The 15,327-nt window shown below is 68.4% G+C and carries 15 protein-coding genes; 8 read left to right on the top strand and 7 right to left on the bottom strand.

Features of this window, described 5'->3' with window-relative positions:
• Positions 1-3: 3 nt before the first annotated feature.
• Complete coding sequence (locus tag ACEL92_RS08395) at positions 4-1,131, bottom strand: aromatic ring-hydroxylating dioxygenase subunit alpha (protein WP_374025144.1); 1,128 nt, start codon at positions 1,129-1,131, stop codon at positions 4-6.
• A 151-nt stretch (positions 1,132-1,282) separates the two neighbouring features.
• Between ACEL92_RS08395 and ACEL92_RS08390 the strand changes: the two genes are divergently transcribed.
• Positions 1,283-2,521, top strand: a complete 1,239-nt coding sequence (locus ACEL92_RS08390; protein ID WP_374025143.1) for a cytochrome P450 — start codon at positions 1,283-1,285, stop codon at positions 2,519-2,521.
• An 8-nt stretch (positions 2,522-2,529) separates the two neighbouring features.
• On the opposite strand, the gene ACEL92_RS08385 is transcribed toward ACEL92_RS08390, so the two are convergent.
• Complete coding sequence (locus ACEL92_RS08385; protein ID WP_067899116.1) at positions 2,530-2,721, bottom strand: ferredoxin; 192 nt, start codon at positions 2,719-2,721, stop codon at positions 2,530-2,532.
• 18 nt (positions 2,722-2,739) lie between these two features.
• Complete coding sequence (locus tag ACEL92_RS08380; protein WP_374025142.1) at positions 2,740-5,124, bottom strand: CoA transferase; 2,385 nt, start codon at positions 5,122-5,124, stop codon at positions 2,740-2,742.
• Positions 5,125-5,189: 65 nt separating this feature from the next.
• Here ACEL92_RS08380 and ACEL92_RS08375 point away from each other — a divergent pair, with 65 nt between their 5' ends.
• A complete protein-coding gene (locus ACEL92_RS08375) occupies positions 5,190-6,011 on the top strand; it encodes a FadR/GntR family transcriptional regulator (RefSeq protein WP_374025141.1) in 822 nt (273 codons plus the stop codon).
• Positions 6,012-6,021: 10 nt separating this feature from the next.
• Complete coding sequence (locus ACEL92_RS08370) at positions 6,022-6,741, top strand: SDR family oxidoreductase (RefSeq protein WP_374025140.1); 720 nt, start codon at positions 6,022-6,024, stop codon at positions 6,739-6,741.
• Here ACEL92_RS08370 and ACEL92_RS08365 read toward each other — a convergent pair.
• Entirely contained in the window at positions 6,704-7,570 is an 867-nt protein-coding gene (locus ACEL92_RS08365) for an LLM class flavin-dependent oxidoreductase (RefSeq protein WP_374025139.1), read from the bottom strand. The genes ACEL92_RS08370 and ACEL92_RS08365 overlap by 38 nt on opposite strands.
• Positions 7,571-7,649: 79 nt before the next feature.
• Here ACEL92_RS08365 and ACEL92_RS08360 point away from each other — a divergent pair, with 79 nt between their 5' ends.
• From ACEL92_RS08360 to ACEL92_RS08340, 5 genes are read left to right on the top strand one after another with little or no spacing between them, the layout of a single operon-like run.
• On the top strand, positions 7,650-8,723 hold the full coding sequence (locus tag ACEL92_RS08360) for an acyl-CoA dehydrogenase family protein (RefSeq protein ID WP_374025138.1): 1,074 nt from the start codon (positions 7,650-7,652) through the stop codon (positions 8,721-8,723).
• Positions 8,720-9,817, top strand: coding sequence for an acyl-CoA dehydrogenase family protein (locus tag ACEL92_RS08355; protein WP_374025137.1), 1,098 nt, complete (start codon positions 8,720-8,722; stop codon positions 9,815-9,817). The genes ACEL92_RS08360 and ACEL92_RS08355 overlap by 4 nt, the downstream gene beginning before the upstream one ends.
• Entirely contained in the window at positions 9,814-10,971 is a 1,158-nt protein-coding gene (locus ACEL92_RS08350) for an acyl-CoA dehydrogenase family protein (protein ID WP_374025136.1), read from the top strand. Before ACEL92_RS08355 ends, ACEL92_RS08350 begins: the two co-directional genes overlap by 4 nt.
• Positions 10,968-11,903 (top strand): acyl-CoA dehydrogenase family protein, encoded by a 936-nt coding sequence (locus ACEL92_RS08345; RefSeq protein WP_374025135.1) that lies wholly within the window; start codon positions 10,968-10,970, stop codon positions 11,901-11,903. The genes ACEL92_RS08350 and ACEL92_RS08345 overlap by 4 nt, the downstream gene beginning before the upstream one ends.
• On the top strand, positions 11,900-13,396 hold the full coding sequence (locus tag ACEL92_RS08340; protein WP_374025134.1) for a class I adenylate-forming enzyme family protein: 1,497 nt from the start codon (positions 11,900-11,902) through the stop codon (positions 13,394-13,396). Before ACEL92_RS08345 ends, ACEL92_RS08340 begins: the two co-directional genes overlap by 4 nt.
• A gap of 10 nt (positions 13,397-13,406) precedes the next feature.
• Here the strand turns inward: ACEL92_RS08340 and ACEL92_RS08335 are convergent, their stop codons facing one another.
• The 3 genes from ACEL92_RS08335 to ACEL92_RS08325 all read right to left on the bottom strand — a co-directional run bounded on the left by ACEL92_RS08335 (position 13,407) and on the right by ACEL92_RS08325 (position 15,314).
• Positions 13,407-13,811, bottom strand: coding sequence for a hypothetical protein (locus ACEL92_RS08335; protein ID WP_374025133.1), 405 nt, complete (start codon positions 13,809-13,811; stop codon positions 13,407-13,409).
• A gap of 104 nt (positions 13,812-13,915) precedes the next feature.
• A complete protein-coding gene (locus tag ACEL92_RS08330) occupies positions 13,916-14,461 on the bottom strand; it encodes a carboxymuconolactone decarboxylase family protein (protein ID WP_374025132.1) in 546 nt (181 codons plus the stop codon).
• 7 nt (positions 14,462-14,468) lie between these two features.
• Positions 14,469-15,314, bottom strand: coding sequence for a TauD/TfdA dioxygenase family protein (locus ACEL92_RS08325; RefSeq protein ID WP_374025131.1), 846 nt, complete (start codon positions 15,312-15,314; stop codon positions 14,469-14,471).
• Positions 15,315-15,327 lie beyond the last annotated feature (13 nt).

The raw sequence follows: 15,327 nt of genomic DNA, 5'->3' as shown, positions 1-15,327 counted from the left end.
CGATTAGGCTTTCGCGGCCGCCGGATCGGGCTCACCGGCTGCGGTGTAACCGAAGTCGGACGGCGACGGTTGCGCGCCCGGGTAGAAGCGGTGCGCCCAGCGGCGAAGGGCCGCGTAGTCGTGCGCCTCTTCGGGAGCCAGGTTCGGCTTCTCCAGGTACTTCATGTTCTCCCACGTGAAGAAGTCCTGTTTGATGACTTCTTGTTGCAGCGCCAGGAATTTCGCCGCGCGACCGGTCGGCACGTCTCCTGGGTCACCCGGCTCGCGGACCGACGCCTGTGTATAGAAGTAATCGGTGTAGTCCTCGTCGACCGGCGTCTGCCCGGTGACCTGGACGGTGGCCACCAGCTCGCTCGGGAACCGGACGACGCCCAGCCCCAGGGAGTAGTTGTCGTAGATGATCTTGGCGTCGACCGGCCCGTTGGGAGTCAGCCAAGTCGACGCGCGGCCACCGCCGAAATGGGCGTTGACGGTTGCGTGCAGGTGGTAGCCGGAGACCTCGAACGACGCGGTGGTTGCCGGATTGGCGGCCTTGTGCACGTATTGCACGTGGTACGGGTCGGCGGCGTTCTCGATGATCATCTGCGGGTGCACCTTCACCCGGTTGACCATCTGCGTGCGCGGGTGCAGCGGGTAATACTCGTTGGTTTCCAGTTCGGGCAGCACGGGCGGCTGCCAGTACGGCGCCCGACCGTGGCGCTCGTGCCAGGCGAGGATGAAGCCGTACCACTCCACGGTCGGGTAGGTGCGGATGCGGACGTTGTTCTTGCAACCGATCTTGCTGTAGGGAATCAGCGCATTGGTGCCGTCACCGCGCCAGCGCCAACCGTGCCAGGGGCAGACGATGTTGTCGCCTTCCACAGTGCCGCCGACGCCCAAATTGGCGCCGAGGTGCTGGCAGTAGGCGTCCATCACATGCACCCGGCCGGACTCGGTGCGGAAAATGACGAGTTCCTCACCGAAGTAGTGGGCACGCTTGACCTGACCGGCGGCGACGTCGGAGCCGAAGGCAACGATGAACCAGCCCGTCGGGAACCGGTAGGTCGACAGCGCGATGCCGGACTGCCCGAACTCGCGTTCCGAGGGATCTCCGGCCGACTCCGCCGCCGGGTCCGAAATTGTATGCGTCACGAGCTCTCCATATCCCGCACGGCCCAGGCGAGCCGAGCGCAATTGGGCCGCCCTTCACTCACCGCGGTTCGACGACAAGGTCTATTTTTACTATTTTAAGCATTGAACGTCAACGCGACACCAAACGCGTCCGGCAGAGCGGGGTTTGAAGATGACGGCTGCGGCAGTGGACCTCTCCGACTTCGCGCTGTGGCGCAACGGCTTTCCGGACGACGTGTTCGCGGAGTTGCGGCACAGCCGGCCGCTGTTCCGACACGAACTGACGCCCGGCGTCGCCAAGACGGTGCGCCGGGATTTCTGGGTGGCGACCAAACACCGGCACGCCGTTCGGCTGCACCGCGACACCGACTCGTTCACTGCGGCCGACGGGCCGCTGATCCAGCCGGTCGCCATGTTCTCGTCGTCGCCGACGATCATCACGCTGGACCCCCCGGACCTGAACAAGCGCCGCAAGCTGATTTCCAACGCGTTCAATCCGCGAGCGATCGCCAAGCTGGAGGCCGGCATCCGCGCGCGTGCGGCGCGGATGATCGATGACCTGCTCGCCGCGCGCGGTGGCGATTGGATCTCCGACGTCGCCGACGCCCTGCCGATGACCGTGATCGGCGACATCATCGGGATCCCGGAGGAGGACCGCCCCCGCGTCTTCGACCTCTTCGACCGAATTTTGAAGGCGCTTGCGCCCGAAGCCCGACCGACCGGGCAGGTGGAACTCGAACTCTTTGCCTCGGTGTTCGACTACGCCATGGAGTTGACCGCCGAGAAGCGCCGTAATCCCACCGACGACATCTGGAGCACCCTGGCGTCGGCGGTGATCACCGGCGACGACGGTGTGGAATTCAGGTTGCCCCCCAACGAACTCGAATTCTTCTTCTTCGTCCTGGCTTTCGCGGGTAGCGACACCACCAAGAACGCCCTGGCGATCGGGCTGCAAGCCTTCCTGGCTAACCCCGAGCAGATCGAGCGGTATCGGGCGGACGAAGGGGTGCGCCCGACCGCGGTCGAGGAGGTGCTGCGCTGGGCGTCCCCGGTGGCCTACTGGACGCGCACGGCCAAGGTCGATGTCGAGATGGACGGCCAGCGCATCGCCAAGGGCGAGCGGGTGGTGTCGATGCTGCGTTCGGCCAACCGCGACGAGGAGGCGTTCTCCTCGCCGTTCACGTTTGACATCGGCCGTCAACCCAATCCGCACGTGGCGTTCGGCGGGGGCGGACCGCACCACTGCCTCGGTGCGATGCTCGCGCGCGCGGAACTCCGCGCGGTGTTCGACGAGCTGTTGCTGCGCTGCGACGACATCGCGATCGGGCCGGCCACGGTGGCGTTTCCGAACCTGGTGACGAACATGTCGATCTACGACGAGATGCCGATCTCGCTGACCGAGCGGCGCTAGGGCTCAGGTCAGTCGATCAGCCGCAGCGCGGCCTTGGGACACTGGTCCACCGCGGCGCGCACGTCGATCTCCAGCCGGGGCGGCACGGGGCCCTCCGCGATCTGCACCACGTCCTCGTCGCCCAGTTCGAAGACTTCCGGCGCCAGCGACTCGCAGAAACCGTTGGCCTCACAGAGGTTTTCGTCAACCGTCACGCGCATCAGATGCCCTCCACTTCTCTACAGGCCCTTGGGTCGGGTCCCGATCACCCCGCTGGTCGCGAGGCGCTTCAGTTCTTCGTCGGTCAGCCCGCACCGATCACGCAGTATGTCCTCATTGTGCTCGCCCAACCGCGGTGGCGGCCGCAGCAGCCACTTTTTTTGGCCGCCCAGCCGCGCGAACGGTGGGCAGGGGTAGAGCCCCGCCCCGGTGCTGGGATGGTGCAGGGTCTCCAAGAAACCCCGGTGACGCAGTTGGGGATTGTCGGTGACCAACGACGGCGACACTACCGGCGCGGCGGGTATGCCTGCGGCGGCCAATCGCTCCACCGTCGGCTCAAGGGGTTGCCGCCCGAACCACTCCGCCAGCCGGCGGTCGATGTCGTCGGCCCGCTGCCGCCGCCCGGCGACGGTGGACACCCCCTCGTCACACCACACCGGCCGATCCATCAGCTCGGCCAGCGCACCCCACTGCCGGTCGTCGCCCACGGTGACGGCGATCCAATCGTCTTCCCCGGCGCAGCGATAGATGTTCTGGATCGCGTCGCCGAAACCGCGATTGCCCCGCCGGGTCAGCGTCGTCCCGAAGACCTCGGATTCGATCGCCTGTATCGCGGTGGCGTTCAGCACCGTCTCGAGCATCGGCAGCTCGACCAGCTGGCCCGAGCCGGTGCGTTCGGCGAAGTTCAGCGCGGCCAGCACCGCGAACGCGGCGTGCACGCCGGCCAGCGGGTCGCACGCCCCGCGCGGTGTGACCGGCGGGGTGTCGGGCAATCCGGTCACCCACGCCAGGCCGGCGATCTGCTCCATGGTGGGCGCGAATCCGACCCGGTCCCGCCACGGGCCGTCCAGCCCGAAGGCGGGCATCCTCGCGACCACGAGCTTGGGGTTGACCTCCAGCAGCACCTCGGCGGTCAGGCCGAACTGTTCCATGACCCGCGGTGAGAAGTTCTCGATCACCACGTCCGCGCCGGCGGCCAGCTCGGTGAACAGGCGCCGCCCGTCGTCGGAGCCCAAATCCAGTGTGACGGAACGCTTGTTGGTGTTCATGGCCTGGAACACCCAGCCGTACTCCCACCAATCGTCGACGTCGGTGCGCATGCCGCCCGAGTACCGAATGCCGTCGGGCCGCTGTATCGATTCGACCTTGACGACGTCGGCGCCGAACGCGGCCAGCAAGTGGGTCGCCGCGGGACCGGCCCAGAATGCGGTCAGGTCGACGATGCGCACGCCGGCCAGGGGCAATTCCGTCGCCGACGACGCGGGAGCAATTTCCCTTGGGGCCCAAGGGCTTTCGTTGTTGGCCTCACCGAGAGCGGGAGTGACGCCCGGTGGGGCGGGCGCGCACGCCGACATCAGCCACGGCGCCCGGGGTTGGTGAAAACCGGCGGGGTTGTCCACAAAAACGCCGCGCTGCGTCACGTACTCCATGTCCCGGATCGTGGATCCGTTGCCCAGCGCCGCGATGGGCAACCGGAACAGTTGGCCGAGCTCGACGATCTCCGCGACGGTCCGTTCGGCCAGCCAGGGACCGATCTGTTCGCGGATCAGGTCGCGGTAGGCCCACCGGCCGATCTGGAAGCGGAGCTGTTCGATCTCCTCGAGCTGCGGGCATTCGACCATCGCGACGAAATCGAGCCACTGCTGGCCGGTGACCATGGTGATCCCGACGTAGCCGTCCCTGGCGGGCTCGATGGACGGCACTTCGAGCGTGCGGCGGATCGGGGGCACCCGCAGCAGCTGCGAGTGCAGCCACTCGCTGCTCTGCATCGCGGTCAACGCCTCGAGCATGGACAGGTCCAGATGCTCGCCGGGCCCGCCGCGTTCGACGCGGCGACACACGGCCAGCACGCCGAACGCGGCATACACGCCGCCCATGTACTCCCCCAGGTCGCCGCCGATGGAGATCGGCGGGCCGGCGGGATCACCGCGGAATCCGGGCGAGCCGGCCCACGCCTGCAGGGTGAATTCGCTGGCGGCCCGACCGGCGTACGGTCCGGTCCAGCCGAAGTCGGAGATCGTGACGATGACCGCGCACGGAGCCGCGGCCAGCAGGAGCTGCGGCTCGACGCCCAGCGACGCGGCCCGCTCGCGCCCGGCCGTGATCACCACCACGTCCGCCGCGGCCAGTTCCGCGGAAAACCGTGCGGAACCGGGCGTGCAGGTCACGCTGCGCTTGCCGGCGTTGAGGTAGGCGAAAAACGGCGAACTCTGCCCGTCCGTCAGCGGCGACCGGGTGGCGGAGTAGGTGCGGAGCCAATCACCCTGCGGCGGTTCGATTTTGCGCACCTGCGCGCCGGCGTCGGCCAGCAGCTTCCCGCAGTAACCGCCGGCGATGCGGTCACTGATCTCGACGACACGCAATCCGTCAAGCGGTGTCGGTCGGCTGTCGGGCTCGCGCCTCACGCGGCTATTTATACCATTACTGCTAAAATAGCTAAGCCAGCGAATTGATTGGTTTCGAGGATCGGATGACCGACTTGGGAATTGGGCGCGACGCCGGTCGCCGATTGTCGGCGCCGCGGATCGCTGAGATCGTAGCCGACGAGTTGCGCCGCCAGATCATCAACGGCGACCTGGCGGACGGCGACCTCTTGCCGCGGCAAGAGGTGCTCGTCGAGCAGTTCAACGTGAGCTTGGTTTCGCTGCGCGAGGCGCTGCGCATTCTCGAGACCGAGGGCCTGGTGTCGGTCCGCCGGGGCAACCGCGGCGGCGCGGTCGTGCACGCGCCGGCGAAGACCAGCGCCGCGTACATGCTCGGGCTCCTGCTGCAGAGCGAGTCGGTCGCGGTCGCCGACCTCGGAATGGCGTTGCAGGAACTCGAGCCCGCCTGCGCCGCGCTGGCCGCCCGGCGGCCAGACCGCGCGGACACCTTGGTCCCGGAACTCAACCGGGTGAACGACGCGATGGCCGAAAACATCGAGGACGGCGCGCTGTTCACCGAAATCGGTCGGGAATTCCACGATCTCGTGGTGCGCGGCTGCGGAAACCACACCATCATCGCGGTGGTCGGCAGCTTGGAGACGCTGTGGACCAGCCACGAACAACAGTGGGCGGACGAAAGCGCGGCACGCGGCACCTACCCCTCGCTGGCTCAACGCCGAGCCGTCCTCGGCACGCACGTCAAGCTGACCGAGACCATCGCGGAGGGCGACGTCGACCGGGCGCGGCGTATCGCGGGTCGCCATCTCGCCGACACTCAGACGTACGTGCTCTCCGATCGGCACGACCAACGTATCCACGCGCTGTCGCCGCAGGCTTTGTCGCGGCAACGGGATTTCCGGCAACCGTAAGAGGCGCCCCTTGAGAACCGCATTGGTCACCGGCGGCAGCGGCGGGATCGGCAAAGCGTGCGGTCGCAAGTTGGTCGAACTCGGTTACGACGTAGTGCTGGCGGCGCGCCGCGAGGCTCCGTTGCGCGCCGCCGCCGAGGAGATCGGCGGACGTCACGTGGTGGCCGATGCCTCGGATCCGGACGGGTTCGCCGCGGCCGCAAGCGCTTTGGAGAGGATCGACCTGGTGGTCCATGCGGCGGGCACGCTGGGCGGAACGTACGCGCGCAAGCAGACCTTCGAGCAGTGGCGCACCATCATCTCGGCCAACCTGGACTCGTGCTTCGTGGTCACCTCCGCCGCGTTGCCGAGGATGCGCGCGGGTTCGCGGTTTGTGTTCATTTCGTCGTCGGCGGCGCACGAACCGATGCTGGCCCGCACCGCCTACTCGGCGTCCAAGGCGGGCATGAACGCGTTCGCCCGCGCCCTGGCGCTGGAGGTCGACCGCGACGGCATCGCCGTGCACCTCGTGACGCCGGGCCCGGTGGAAACCGAGATGCTGCAGGACGTCCCCTTCGAGATGTACGCGATTCGGGTGTCCGACGTCGCGGACGCCGTCGCGTGGCTGGACACCGTCGACCCATCCGTCGACCTGCCGGAGGTCCGGCTCAGCGCGGTGCGGCGCGGGCCGTTCGCCCGGCCGCCGGTCGTCCCTACCGAAGCGCGGCGGCGCCGCCAGGGAACGCCTTGATCACCGATTCACCGAATTCCTGCAGGGATTCGCGCTTCGCGAAGTCGGCGAACCACACGTAGAACCGCTCAACCCCCTGAGCGGCCAGGCCGCCGAAGTGGCCGATCAGCTCGTCGGCGTCGCCGCAGACGAGGCCCGAGCCCAGGTTTCCGAATCTCCGAACGCTCACCTCGCGGACCGCCTCGGGATCGCTGCCAGTCCGGACAAATCCCACCATCTGCTGGATCGATACCCGGGCGGACCCCGCTTCGGGGGCCAGCTTGGGCAGCCGGTCGAGGTGGTTTGCCGGCACATTCCACCAATCCGCATGCCTACGAACGAGTTCCATCATTCTCGGTCCCGTTCCGCCGAGGATCAGGGGTATCGGATGGGACCTGCGCGGGGACTGCGCGTTCTCCCCCGTCCCGTCGCCCCAGTACCCTCGGATCAGCTCCAGATGACGCCCGAGTTGTGCGACCCTGGCCTTCGGATCCTGCTGGCCCACAGCGAATCTGGCGAACTCTGTGGGCCAGGAGCCCGCACCCAGCCCCAGATCGAACCGGCCTTCGGATGCGTCCGACAGGGTGACGGCTTGTTTGGCCAGCACGGCGGGGTGGCGAAACGCGTCACACAGCACCAGGTGGCCGATCCGCAGCCGCTCCGTCCTGGCCGCCACCCAGCTGGCAATGCCCATTGCCTCCCAGATGCTTTCGTCGGGCAGCCCCGGCGCCTCGAGATGGTCGATGAACGCCATGCCGTCGAAGCCGCTGCCCTCCGCGTGGCGGGCCCGCTCGACGATGTCGGCCGCCGACATCCGCACCTGCGGCAGGAACAAATACCACTCGACCATGCACCCACCTCAACGTCTATTCCCGTGCGATTGCGGACCAGGGCCGCTAGTTTACTATTTTTATTATGTTAGGGGTCTTATGGATGTTGGATTGAACGCGGAGCAGCTGTCGCTGCGCGACACCGTGCGCGACATTTTGCGTACCGAGTGCCCGCCCGACTCCGCCCGGCAGGCGATGACGGATCCCGAGCGGTGGCGCACGCTGTGGAAGACCGTCGTCGACCTCGGCTGGACGGAACTGGCCGCCCCGGGGGCGGGCGACTACGGACCGGTTGAGCTCGCGGTGGTGCTCGAGGAATGCGGTGCCGCCATCGCGCCGATCCCGCTGTTGAGCAGTGTCGGCCTGGCCGCCGGCGCATTGCGGGGAGCGGGCCTCGACGCGGTTCTCGACGATATCGCCGGCGGTGTGGTCGCCACCCTGGCCGTGCACGCCAAAGGATCTCGGCTGCCCGGGGCGCCGATGACGCTGCGCGCCGGACGCCTGCGCGGGCGAGCGGTCGCGGTCCCCAACCTGTCGCGCGCCGAGCTGCTCGTCACGCTGGCGCGGGCCGACACCGCTCCCGACGGCACCGTGGTCGCGGTCGCACGCTGCGGCGACGGGGTGACGGTCATCCCCGGCGAGTCGACCGACCCCGCGCAGCCGCTGGCAGACGTCGAAGTCGACGCCGAGCCGTTGGTCGCCGCACCGGTTGATCCCGACCGGGCGTTGACGACGCCGTTGGTGGCCGCGGCCGCCGACCTGGTCGGCACGGCGAGCGCCGCCTTGAACCGGGCCGTCGAACACGCGAAGACACGCCGCCAGTTCGGCTCGCCGATCGGCGCGTTCCAGGGCATCAAGCACGCGCTGGCCGACAACTACGTCGGGTTGGAGCGCGCCCGCGGTCTCACCCACGCCGCGGCCGCTCGGCTGGCCGACCCGACCACGGCGCCCGCGCAGGCGTGGACCACCGCGGCGCTCGCCAAAGCGGCGGCCGGCGACGCGGCCGCCAACTGCGCGAAGGTCGCGGTCCAGGTGCACGGCGCGCTCGGGCAGACCTGGGAGCACGACGCCCACCTTTACGTCCGGCACGCCTGGCAGGCCGCCGCGATGCTGGGCGACAGCCGCGCCCTCTACCACGAGGTCGGCCGGCGGTTCGCGGGAGGCGCGGCATGACCGGGGTGGTCGACGAGTTCGGCAGCTGGCTGACGGGCTTTCTGCCGACCGACTATTACGACAACTACCGCGAATACCGCTGGGACCTGACCCTGCGACGCGATTACCAACGCGCCGCCTTCGAGGCCGGGTGGCTCCAGCCCACCTGGCCCGGAGAACACGGGGGTCGATCGCTGGGCCTGCGCGACGCGATGGAGATCCGGCTCGAGGCGGCGCTGCGCTCGGCGCCCAAGCTGCCGAACATCGCGGGTCCCAACGTCGCCGCGCCCGGCATTCGTCAGTTCGGCACCCCGGCCCAGATCGAGCGATTGCTGGTCCCGCTGCTGCGCGGCGACGAGTGGTGGGCGCTGGGCATGTCGGAACCGGAAGCCGGGTCGGACTTCGCCGGCCTGCGCACCCGCGCCGACCGCGACGGGGACGGCTTTCGGGTCAACGGGCACAAGATCTGGACCACCCAAGCCCATGAGTCGCGGTGGTGCACGCTGTATGCCCGCACCGACCCCGAGGCGCCGAAGCACCGCGGGATTTCCTGCCTGATCCTCGATCTGCACTCGCCGGGGGTGCGGGTCGAACCGATCCGGATGGCGTCGATCTCCGACGAGACGTTCTGCGAGGTCTTTCTCGACGACGTCGAGGTGCCGGCGGACAACCTGCTGGGGCCGTTACACGGCGGGTGGAATGTCGCCCTGTCGTCGCTGCACCATGAACGCCAGATGATCTGGATCATGAACTGGGTCGAGATCAAGCGTGGGCTCGAGTCGGTGCGCAGGGCGCAGCCGACCGCGGACATCTGCACCGAACTCGGCTCCCTGCTTGCCGACGCGGAGGCGTTGCGGGCCACCGGGTACCGTGCCCTGGGCAACGAACTGGCCGGGCGGCCGAGCCCCGAAGCCGACACCATGAAGCTGCTCGGATCCGTTACCTTGCAGCGGGTTTGGGAGCTCGCCGCCGCCGCGCAAGGAATGCAATCGCTGAGCGACCCGGATCTGCTCTTCGAACGCCAGGACGCGCTCGCCGCGACCATCTACGGCGGGACATCGGAGGTCCAGCGCAACATCATCGCCGAGCGGGTGCTCGGGCTGCCGAAGGGATGACAACGATGGATTACGACCTCGGCGACGACGCCGCACAACTGCGCAACCACCTGCGCGAGCTGGTGGCCAACCACATCCCCGCCGATTTCCTGGGCGCCTGCACCGAGAACCCCAGGGATCTGGCCACCACCGAGACGTTCTGCAAACTGCTGGCGGCCGAGGGCCTGCTGGCGCTGGCGTGGCCGAAAGAGCATGGCGGCGGCGGTGGTTCTGTCTGGCAGCAGACGGTGCTGCGCGAGGAGATGTGGGCCCAGCACGAGCCGCGCGGCCCCCAATACATGGGCATCAACTGGGTCGGCCCCGCGCTGATGCGATACGGGACGGCAGATCAGAAGGCCAAGCACCTGGCCGCCATCGCCGCCGGCGACGTGATCTGGTGCCAGGGTTTCTCCGAGCCGGAGGCCGGCACCGACCTTGCCTCGTTGCGCACCCGCGCCGTGCCGGACGGGGACGGTTGGCGCATCACCGGCCAGAAGGTGTGGACCTCCTATGCGCTGATGGCGTCCTGGTGCGTGCTGGCCGCATGCACCGACCCCGAGGCCCCAAAGCCCAAGCGGCTCACCCTATTTCTGATTCCGATGGACCGTCCCGGCTTCACCGTCCGGCCGATCGGGTCCATGCTGGGCCCGCATCACCTCAACGAGATGTTCCTCGACGACGTGCAGGCGTTTCCCGGCGAGGTCCTCGGCGAGGTCGGCGACGGCTGGCGGGTCATGCGCGAGGCGCTGGCATTCGAGCGCGTCGGCATCGCCCGCTACGCGCGCTGCGAATCGTTGCTCGACCGGATGCGCACCGAGCTCGGCGACGACTGGTCCGCGCTGCCCGAGTCGCTGCGCTCCCGGTGGGTTCGGGCGCTCGTCGATCTTCGGGTGGCCCGGATGCTGGCCTACCGGGCGGTGTCGTTGCAAGACGATCCGGCCGCGGGTGCCGCGGCCAGTGCCGCCCGCATCGCCACCACCACGTGCGACCAGCAGGTCGCCGAGCTGCTCTTCGACGTGCTGGGCCCGATAGCGCTGGATAGCGGCAGCGGCGCCGCGCTGCACGGGGCGATCGAAGACCATTGGCGGTACGCCCAGGCCGCCACCGTGGCGTCGGGCACCATCGAAGTGCAGAAGATGTTGGTGGCCCGTGACGTGTTGGGAGAACATCGGTGAAAACTGATCTGCCGCAAGACATCAGCGACTTCGCCGCGGTCGCGGCCAAACGGTTCGCGCGGCTGGGCGGGCCGCAGGCGGCGTTGCGCGCCGAGACCGACGACGGCATCCGGGACGCTGCGCGCGAGGCCCTCCGCGAGGTCGGCGCGTTCGAGCTCGATGTCCGGTCCGCGCCCGACGACCTGCTGGCCGCCGCCGTGTTGTGCCGGGCCGCCGGCGCGGTGGTGTTGCCCTATCCCCTCGTCGAGGAGTTGCTCGCGGTCGACGGCGCCCGCCTTGCCCTGGTCAACCCCGAGGCGCCGCGGATCGACCACGGCGACCTGCCGGGTGACTGGATCGCCGCCGACTTGGACGGGAACCGCTACCACCTAAAGCTGGCGTCGCGGACCAGCGCCAAACTCGGGCCGTTCCTGGTACCCGCTTCTCTCGGCGCACCCGGTGGAACCATCCCCACCGACGACGTTAATCTTCATCTCGTGCTGGGATCATGGCGGATTCTGGGATCGGTGCAGCAGGCGCTGCAGATCGTCACCGATCATGTGCGCGCCCGCGTGCAGTTCGGTAAGCCGCTCGCGGATTTCCAGGCCGTCAGGTTCGCCGTCGCGGAGGCCGTCGTCGCCGTGCGGGGGCTGCACGAGTTGGCCAAATACACCATCTGCCGGCCGGAGTCGCTACCGATACAGGTCCGCTCGGCGGACGCACTCGTGCTGCGGCTCAAGGCTTCCGACACCGCGCGTCAGGTGCTGCGCACCTCCCACCAGCTGCTCGGCGCCCTGGGCTTCTGCGACGAGTCGGACATCAGCGTGCTCGACCGGCACGCGCAACCGCTGATCCGCTTGCCGCTGGGCGCCGAGGCGCTCGCGCTGCGGCTGATTCCCAGTGTCGCGGACGGTTCCCTGGAGACGCTGTTCAGCGGGCCGGTATCAGCGTGACCGAACCCGCGTCGGCCGAAGTGGCGGCCAACCCGTTAGCGGAGGGAATCCCGTTCGGCGCCAAGCTTCGTCAGCTCGCCGAGGAGCGCGGGGCCGACACCGGGGTCACCATCGTCGCCCTCGACGGCACCGCGCAGTCGCTGACGTTCGGTGAGCTCGACGCCCGCGCCAACCAGTGGGGTCGCGCGCTTGCGGCCAACGGCGCCGGAACCGGTTCCCTTGTCGCGCTGGCGATCCCGAACTCGGTACACCTGGTCCTGGCCACGCTGGGCTGCTGGAAGATCGGCGCCGTTCCGGTTCCCATGCACTGGGACCTGCCCGAATGGGAGCGCGACCGGGTACGCGAGGTGATCGACCCCGCCGTCGTCGTCGACGAGGTGAGCCGGTGGCGGCTGGAGGACCAGGCGGGTGCCGAGTCCGCCGACGCAATGCCTGAGGCCGTCTCCCCCAACGTCAACGGAATCTGTAGCAGCGGTTCGACCGGCATCCCGAAAGTCATCCTGAGCCTGGCGCCATCGCTGTGGACCCCACAACACGGCGAGCCCTTCCTGTCCAACTGGACGCCCGTGGCTCAGCCGCAGACCATCATGGTGCCCGCGCCGATGTACCACACCAACGGCTTCGCCACCTTCTCCTTCCTGCTGGCCGGCGACCATCTGGTGATACTCGAAAAGTTCGACGCCGCACTGGCTTTGGATGTCATCGAACGTTTTCGGATCACCAACTTCACGGCCACGCCAACCATGCTGGCGCGCATCGCGGCCCGGCCCGACGTGCGGCAGCGCGACTTGTCCAGCATCGTGTTCATCCTGCAGGGCGCCGCGGTGATGCCGCCGTCGCTCATGCACACCTGGTTCGAGCTGTTGAGCCCAGAGCAGATCGTGTCGGCGTACGGCATGACCGAGAACCTCGGGCTCACCGCGTTGCGGGGCGACGAGTGGCTCGCTCATCCGGGTAGCGTCGGCCGGGGCTTCCGGGAGACCGAGATCCGGATCCTCGACGCCGGAACCACACCGCTCGGCCCCGGCGCGCACGGCGAGATCTACCTGCGCGCACCGATGAGCGCGGGATCGCGCTATGTCGGCGGCGCGGCGCCGCTACCGACCACCGAAGACGGCTTCCGCTCCGCCGGCGACATCGGCTACCTGGACGAGGACGGCTACCTCTACATCGTCGACCGCCGGGTCGACATGATCGTCACGGGCGGCGCGAATGTGTTTCCGGCGGAAGTGGAATCGGCTCTGGCGGGCCATCCCGACATCGCCGATGTCGTCGTCATCGGACTCGCCGACCCGCAGTGGGGACGCCGGGTGCACGCGGTGGTGCAGCCGGCCGACGGCGCGGTGCTCACCGAGGATCAGGTGATCGAGTACGCGAAGAGCCGGCTCGCCCACTACAAGGCGCCCAAGACGGTGGAATTCGTCGACGCGATTCCCCGCACCGCGGCGACCAAGGTCAACCGCTCGGCCATGATCGAGGCCCGCGGCGGCTGAAAGCCGAAAGTCAGCCTACGGCCGTTATCCCGGCGTTGGATATGGTGAAGCCGCGCCCCGAGGTCACGGTGCACGTCACGCCGTCCGTCTCGGACCGGCAGCTGAACGGCCCGGCTCCAGCGGTGTTTCCGTAGCCGAGGCTTGGCGTGCCTTCGGGCGGGTTGGCCAGACAACCCTCACCGCTGCAGCGCGACAGGACGCCGGCGGGATCCATGGTCACCGATTGCGGCGGGGTGATGCTGAAGCAGAATGCCCCGTCGGGGATGCCGTGGCGCTGGTAGTCGATCTCGCAGCTGATGTTGCGCGATGGCGACAGGAAGGCCACGTAGTTGTCCGGTTCGGCGGCAGCCGGCGGGGCGACCGTCGACAGGACCACGGCACCGGTGCAGCCCAACGCGGTTGCCGCTGCGGTCAATCCTTTTCTCAACACACGCCAACCCTGCCATAGCGGGGTCCGCCGGGGGCGATTCTCTGGTCTTCTATCGGTGTTCGTGTGCGTGTCCACGAGAGCCTGAACGCTCACGAATGCTCGTTCTGCACGCCAAGGGTGTTGACGGCCAACGCCAGCAGCAGGTAACCGCCGATGGTGAAGACCAGGTCCATGCGTTGCTGGTCGCTGAACACCCGGCCCAACTCGTCCCACGTGGGCTGGGTGATGGTGTGGTGCTCCATCAACTCGTCGACGGCACCCACGACCGTCCCGTCCACGCCGTCGGCGGCCACGCCGGATCTGATCGCGCTGATGTCCTGTGCACTCAAACCGGCTCGCTCGGCGATCGGAACGTGGTGATCCCAGAGGTATTCGCACTCGCCGCGCGACACCACCCGCAGCAGCGCGACCTCTCGAACCCTAAGCGACAACGTCGAGTCCCTCAGCAGGTAGGCGTTGAAAGGTAGATACGCGCGGGTGAGATCCGGGTGGCGCACCAGGGTCGCCAAGACGTTGCCCGCGCCCCCGGGGTTGGCCCGCTCCGCGGGAATCAACGAGGACAACGACGCCCGGGCGCGATCATCCCACTCCCCGGCCGGCAACGGCGTCAGACGAACTGGGCGCGCTTCCGTCATTGCGCCGCTATTGGATCGGCTCGTCGCCGAGCACGGTCGTGCGCAGCATCTCACGCGGCGAGGCGGGGTCGTAGGGGGCCGCGCGGTGCAACACGCCGCGGTTGTCCCAGATGACGGTGTCCCCCACTGACCAGTGGTGGCTGTACACCTTCTCGGCCACGGTGGCGCGGTCGAGCAGCTGCTGGAGCAGGGCCCTGCCCTCGTCGAGATCCATCCCCACGACGTAGTCCGCCGAGGCGCCCAGCACCAGCGATTTACGGCCACTGCGATGCGTCCAGACCAGCGGGTGTTCATGGGTGCGCCGAGACCGCCAGCGAGCCACCTGCTCCGGGCCGGCTTGGGGGTGGGCGCGGCGCTGAGAGGCCTCCAGCGAATGCACGACCCGAAGCGAGGCGAAGCGCTCCTTCTCTTCGTCGGTCAGTTCTTCGTAGGCGGCATAAGAGTTGGCGAATTCCGTTTCCCCGCCCCATTCGGCGACTTGCACGGCCGACAGCACGGTGGCCTTCTGGGGGCACTCGTCGCCGAGCGGCGTACAACCATCGATGTGCCAGTCGAACGTGGCCTTCAGGATTTCCGCCGAGGAGTTCTTGGCCGGGTTCAACGTGATGGGGTAGATGCCGGCGACCGGGTGATGACCGTCGGCAGAGTGGTCGACCTCGCCCAGCAGCCGACAGAAGCCGACCTGCACCTCCGGGGCGAGCTGCAGACCACGGAAGACCAGAACGCCGTTGTCCTCCAACGCATCCAGGACGGCCTGACCGACCGGGTCGCCAGACGCCAGGCGGGCCGGATCCAGTCCGGTGACTTCCGCGCCGACGGAGGCGGTGAGCTTGTTGATGGTGAGCAGACTCATGGCCTGTCCTTCC

The organism is Mycobacterium hainanense, assembly GCF_041890355.1.
GTDB lineage: Bacteria > Actinomycetota > Actinomycetes > Mycobacteriales > Mycobacteriaceae > Mycobacterium > Mycobacterium hainanense.
This window is presented reverse-complemented; position numbering and strand designations above follow the sequence as displayed.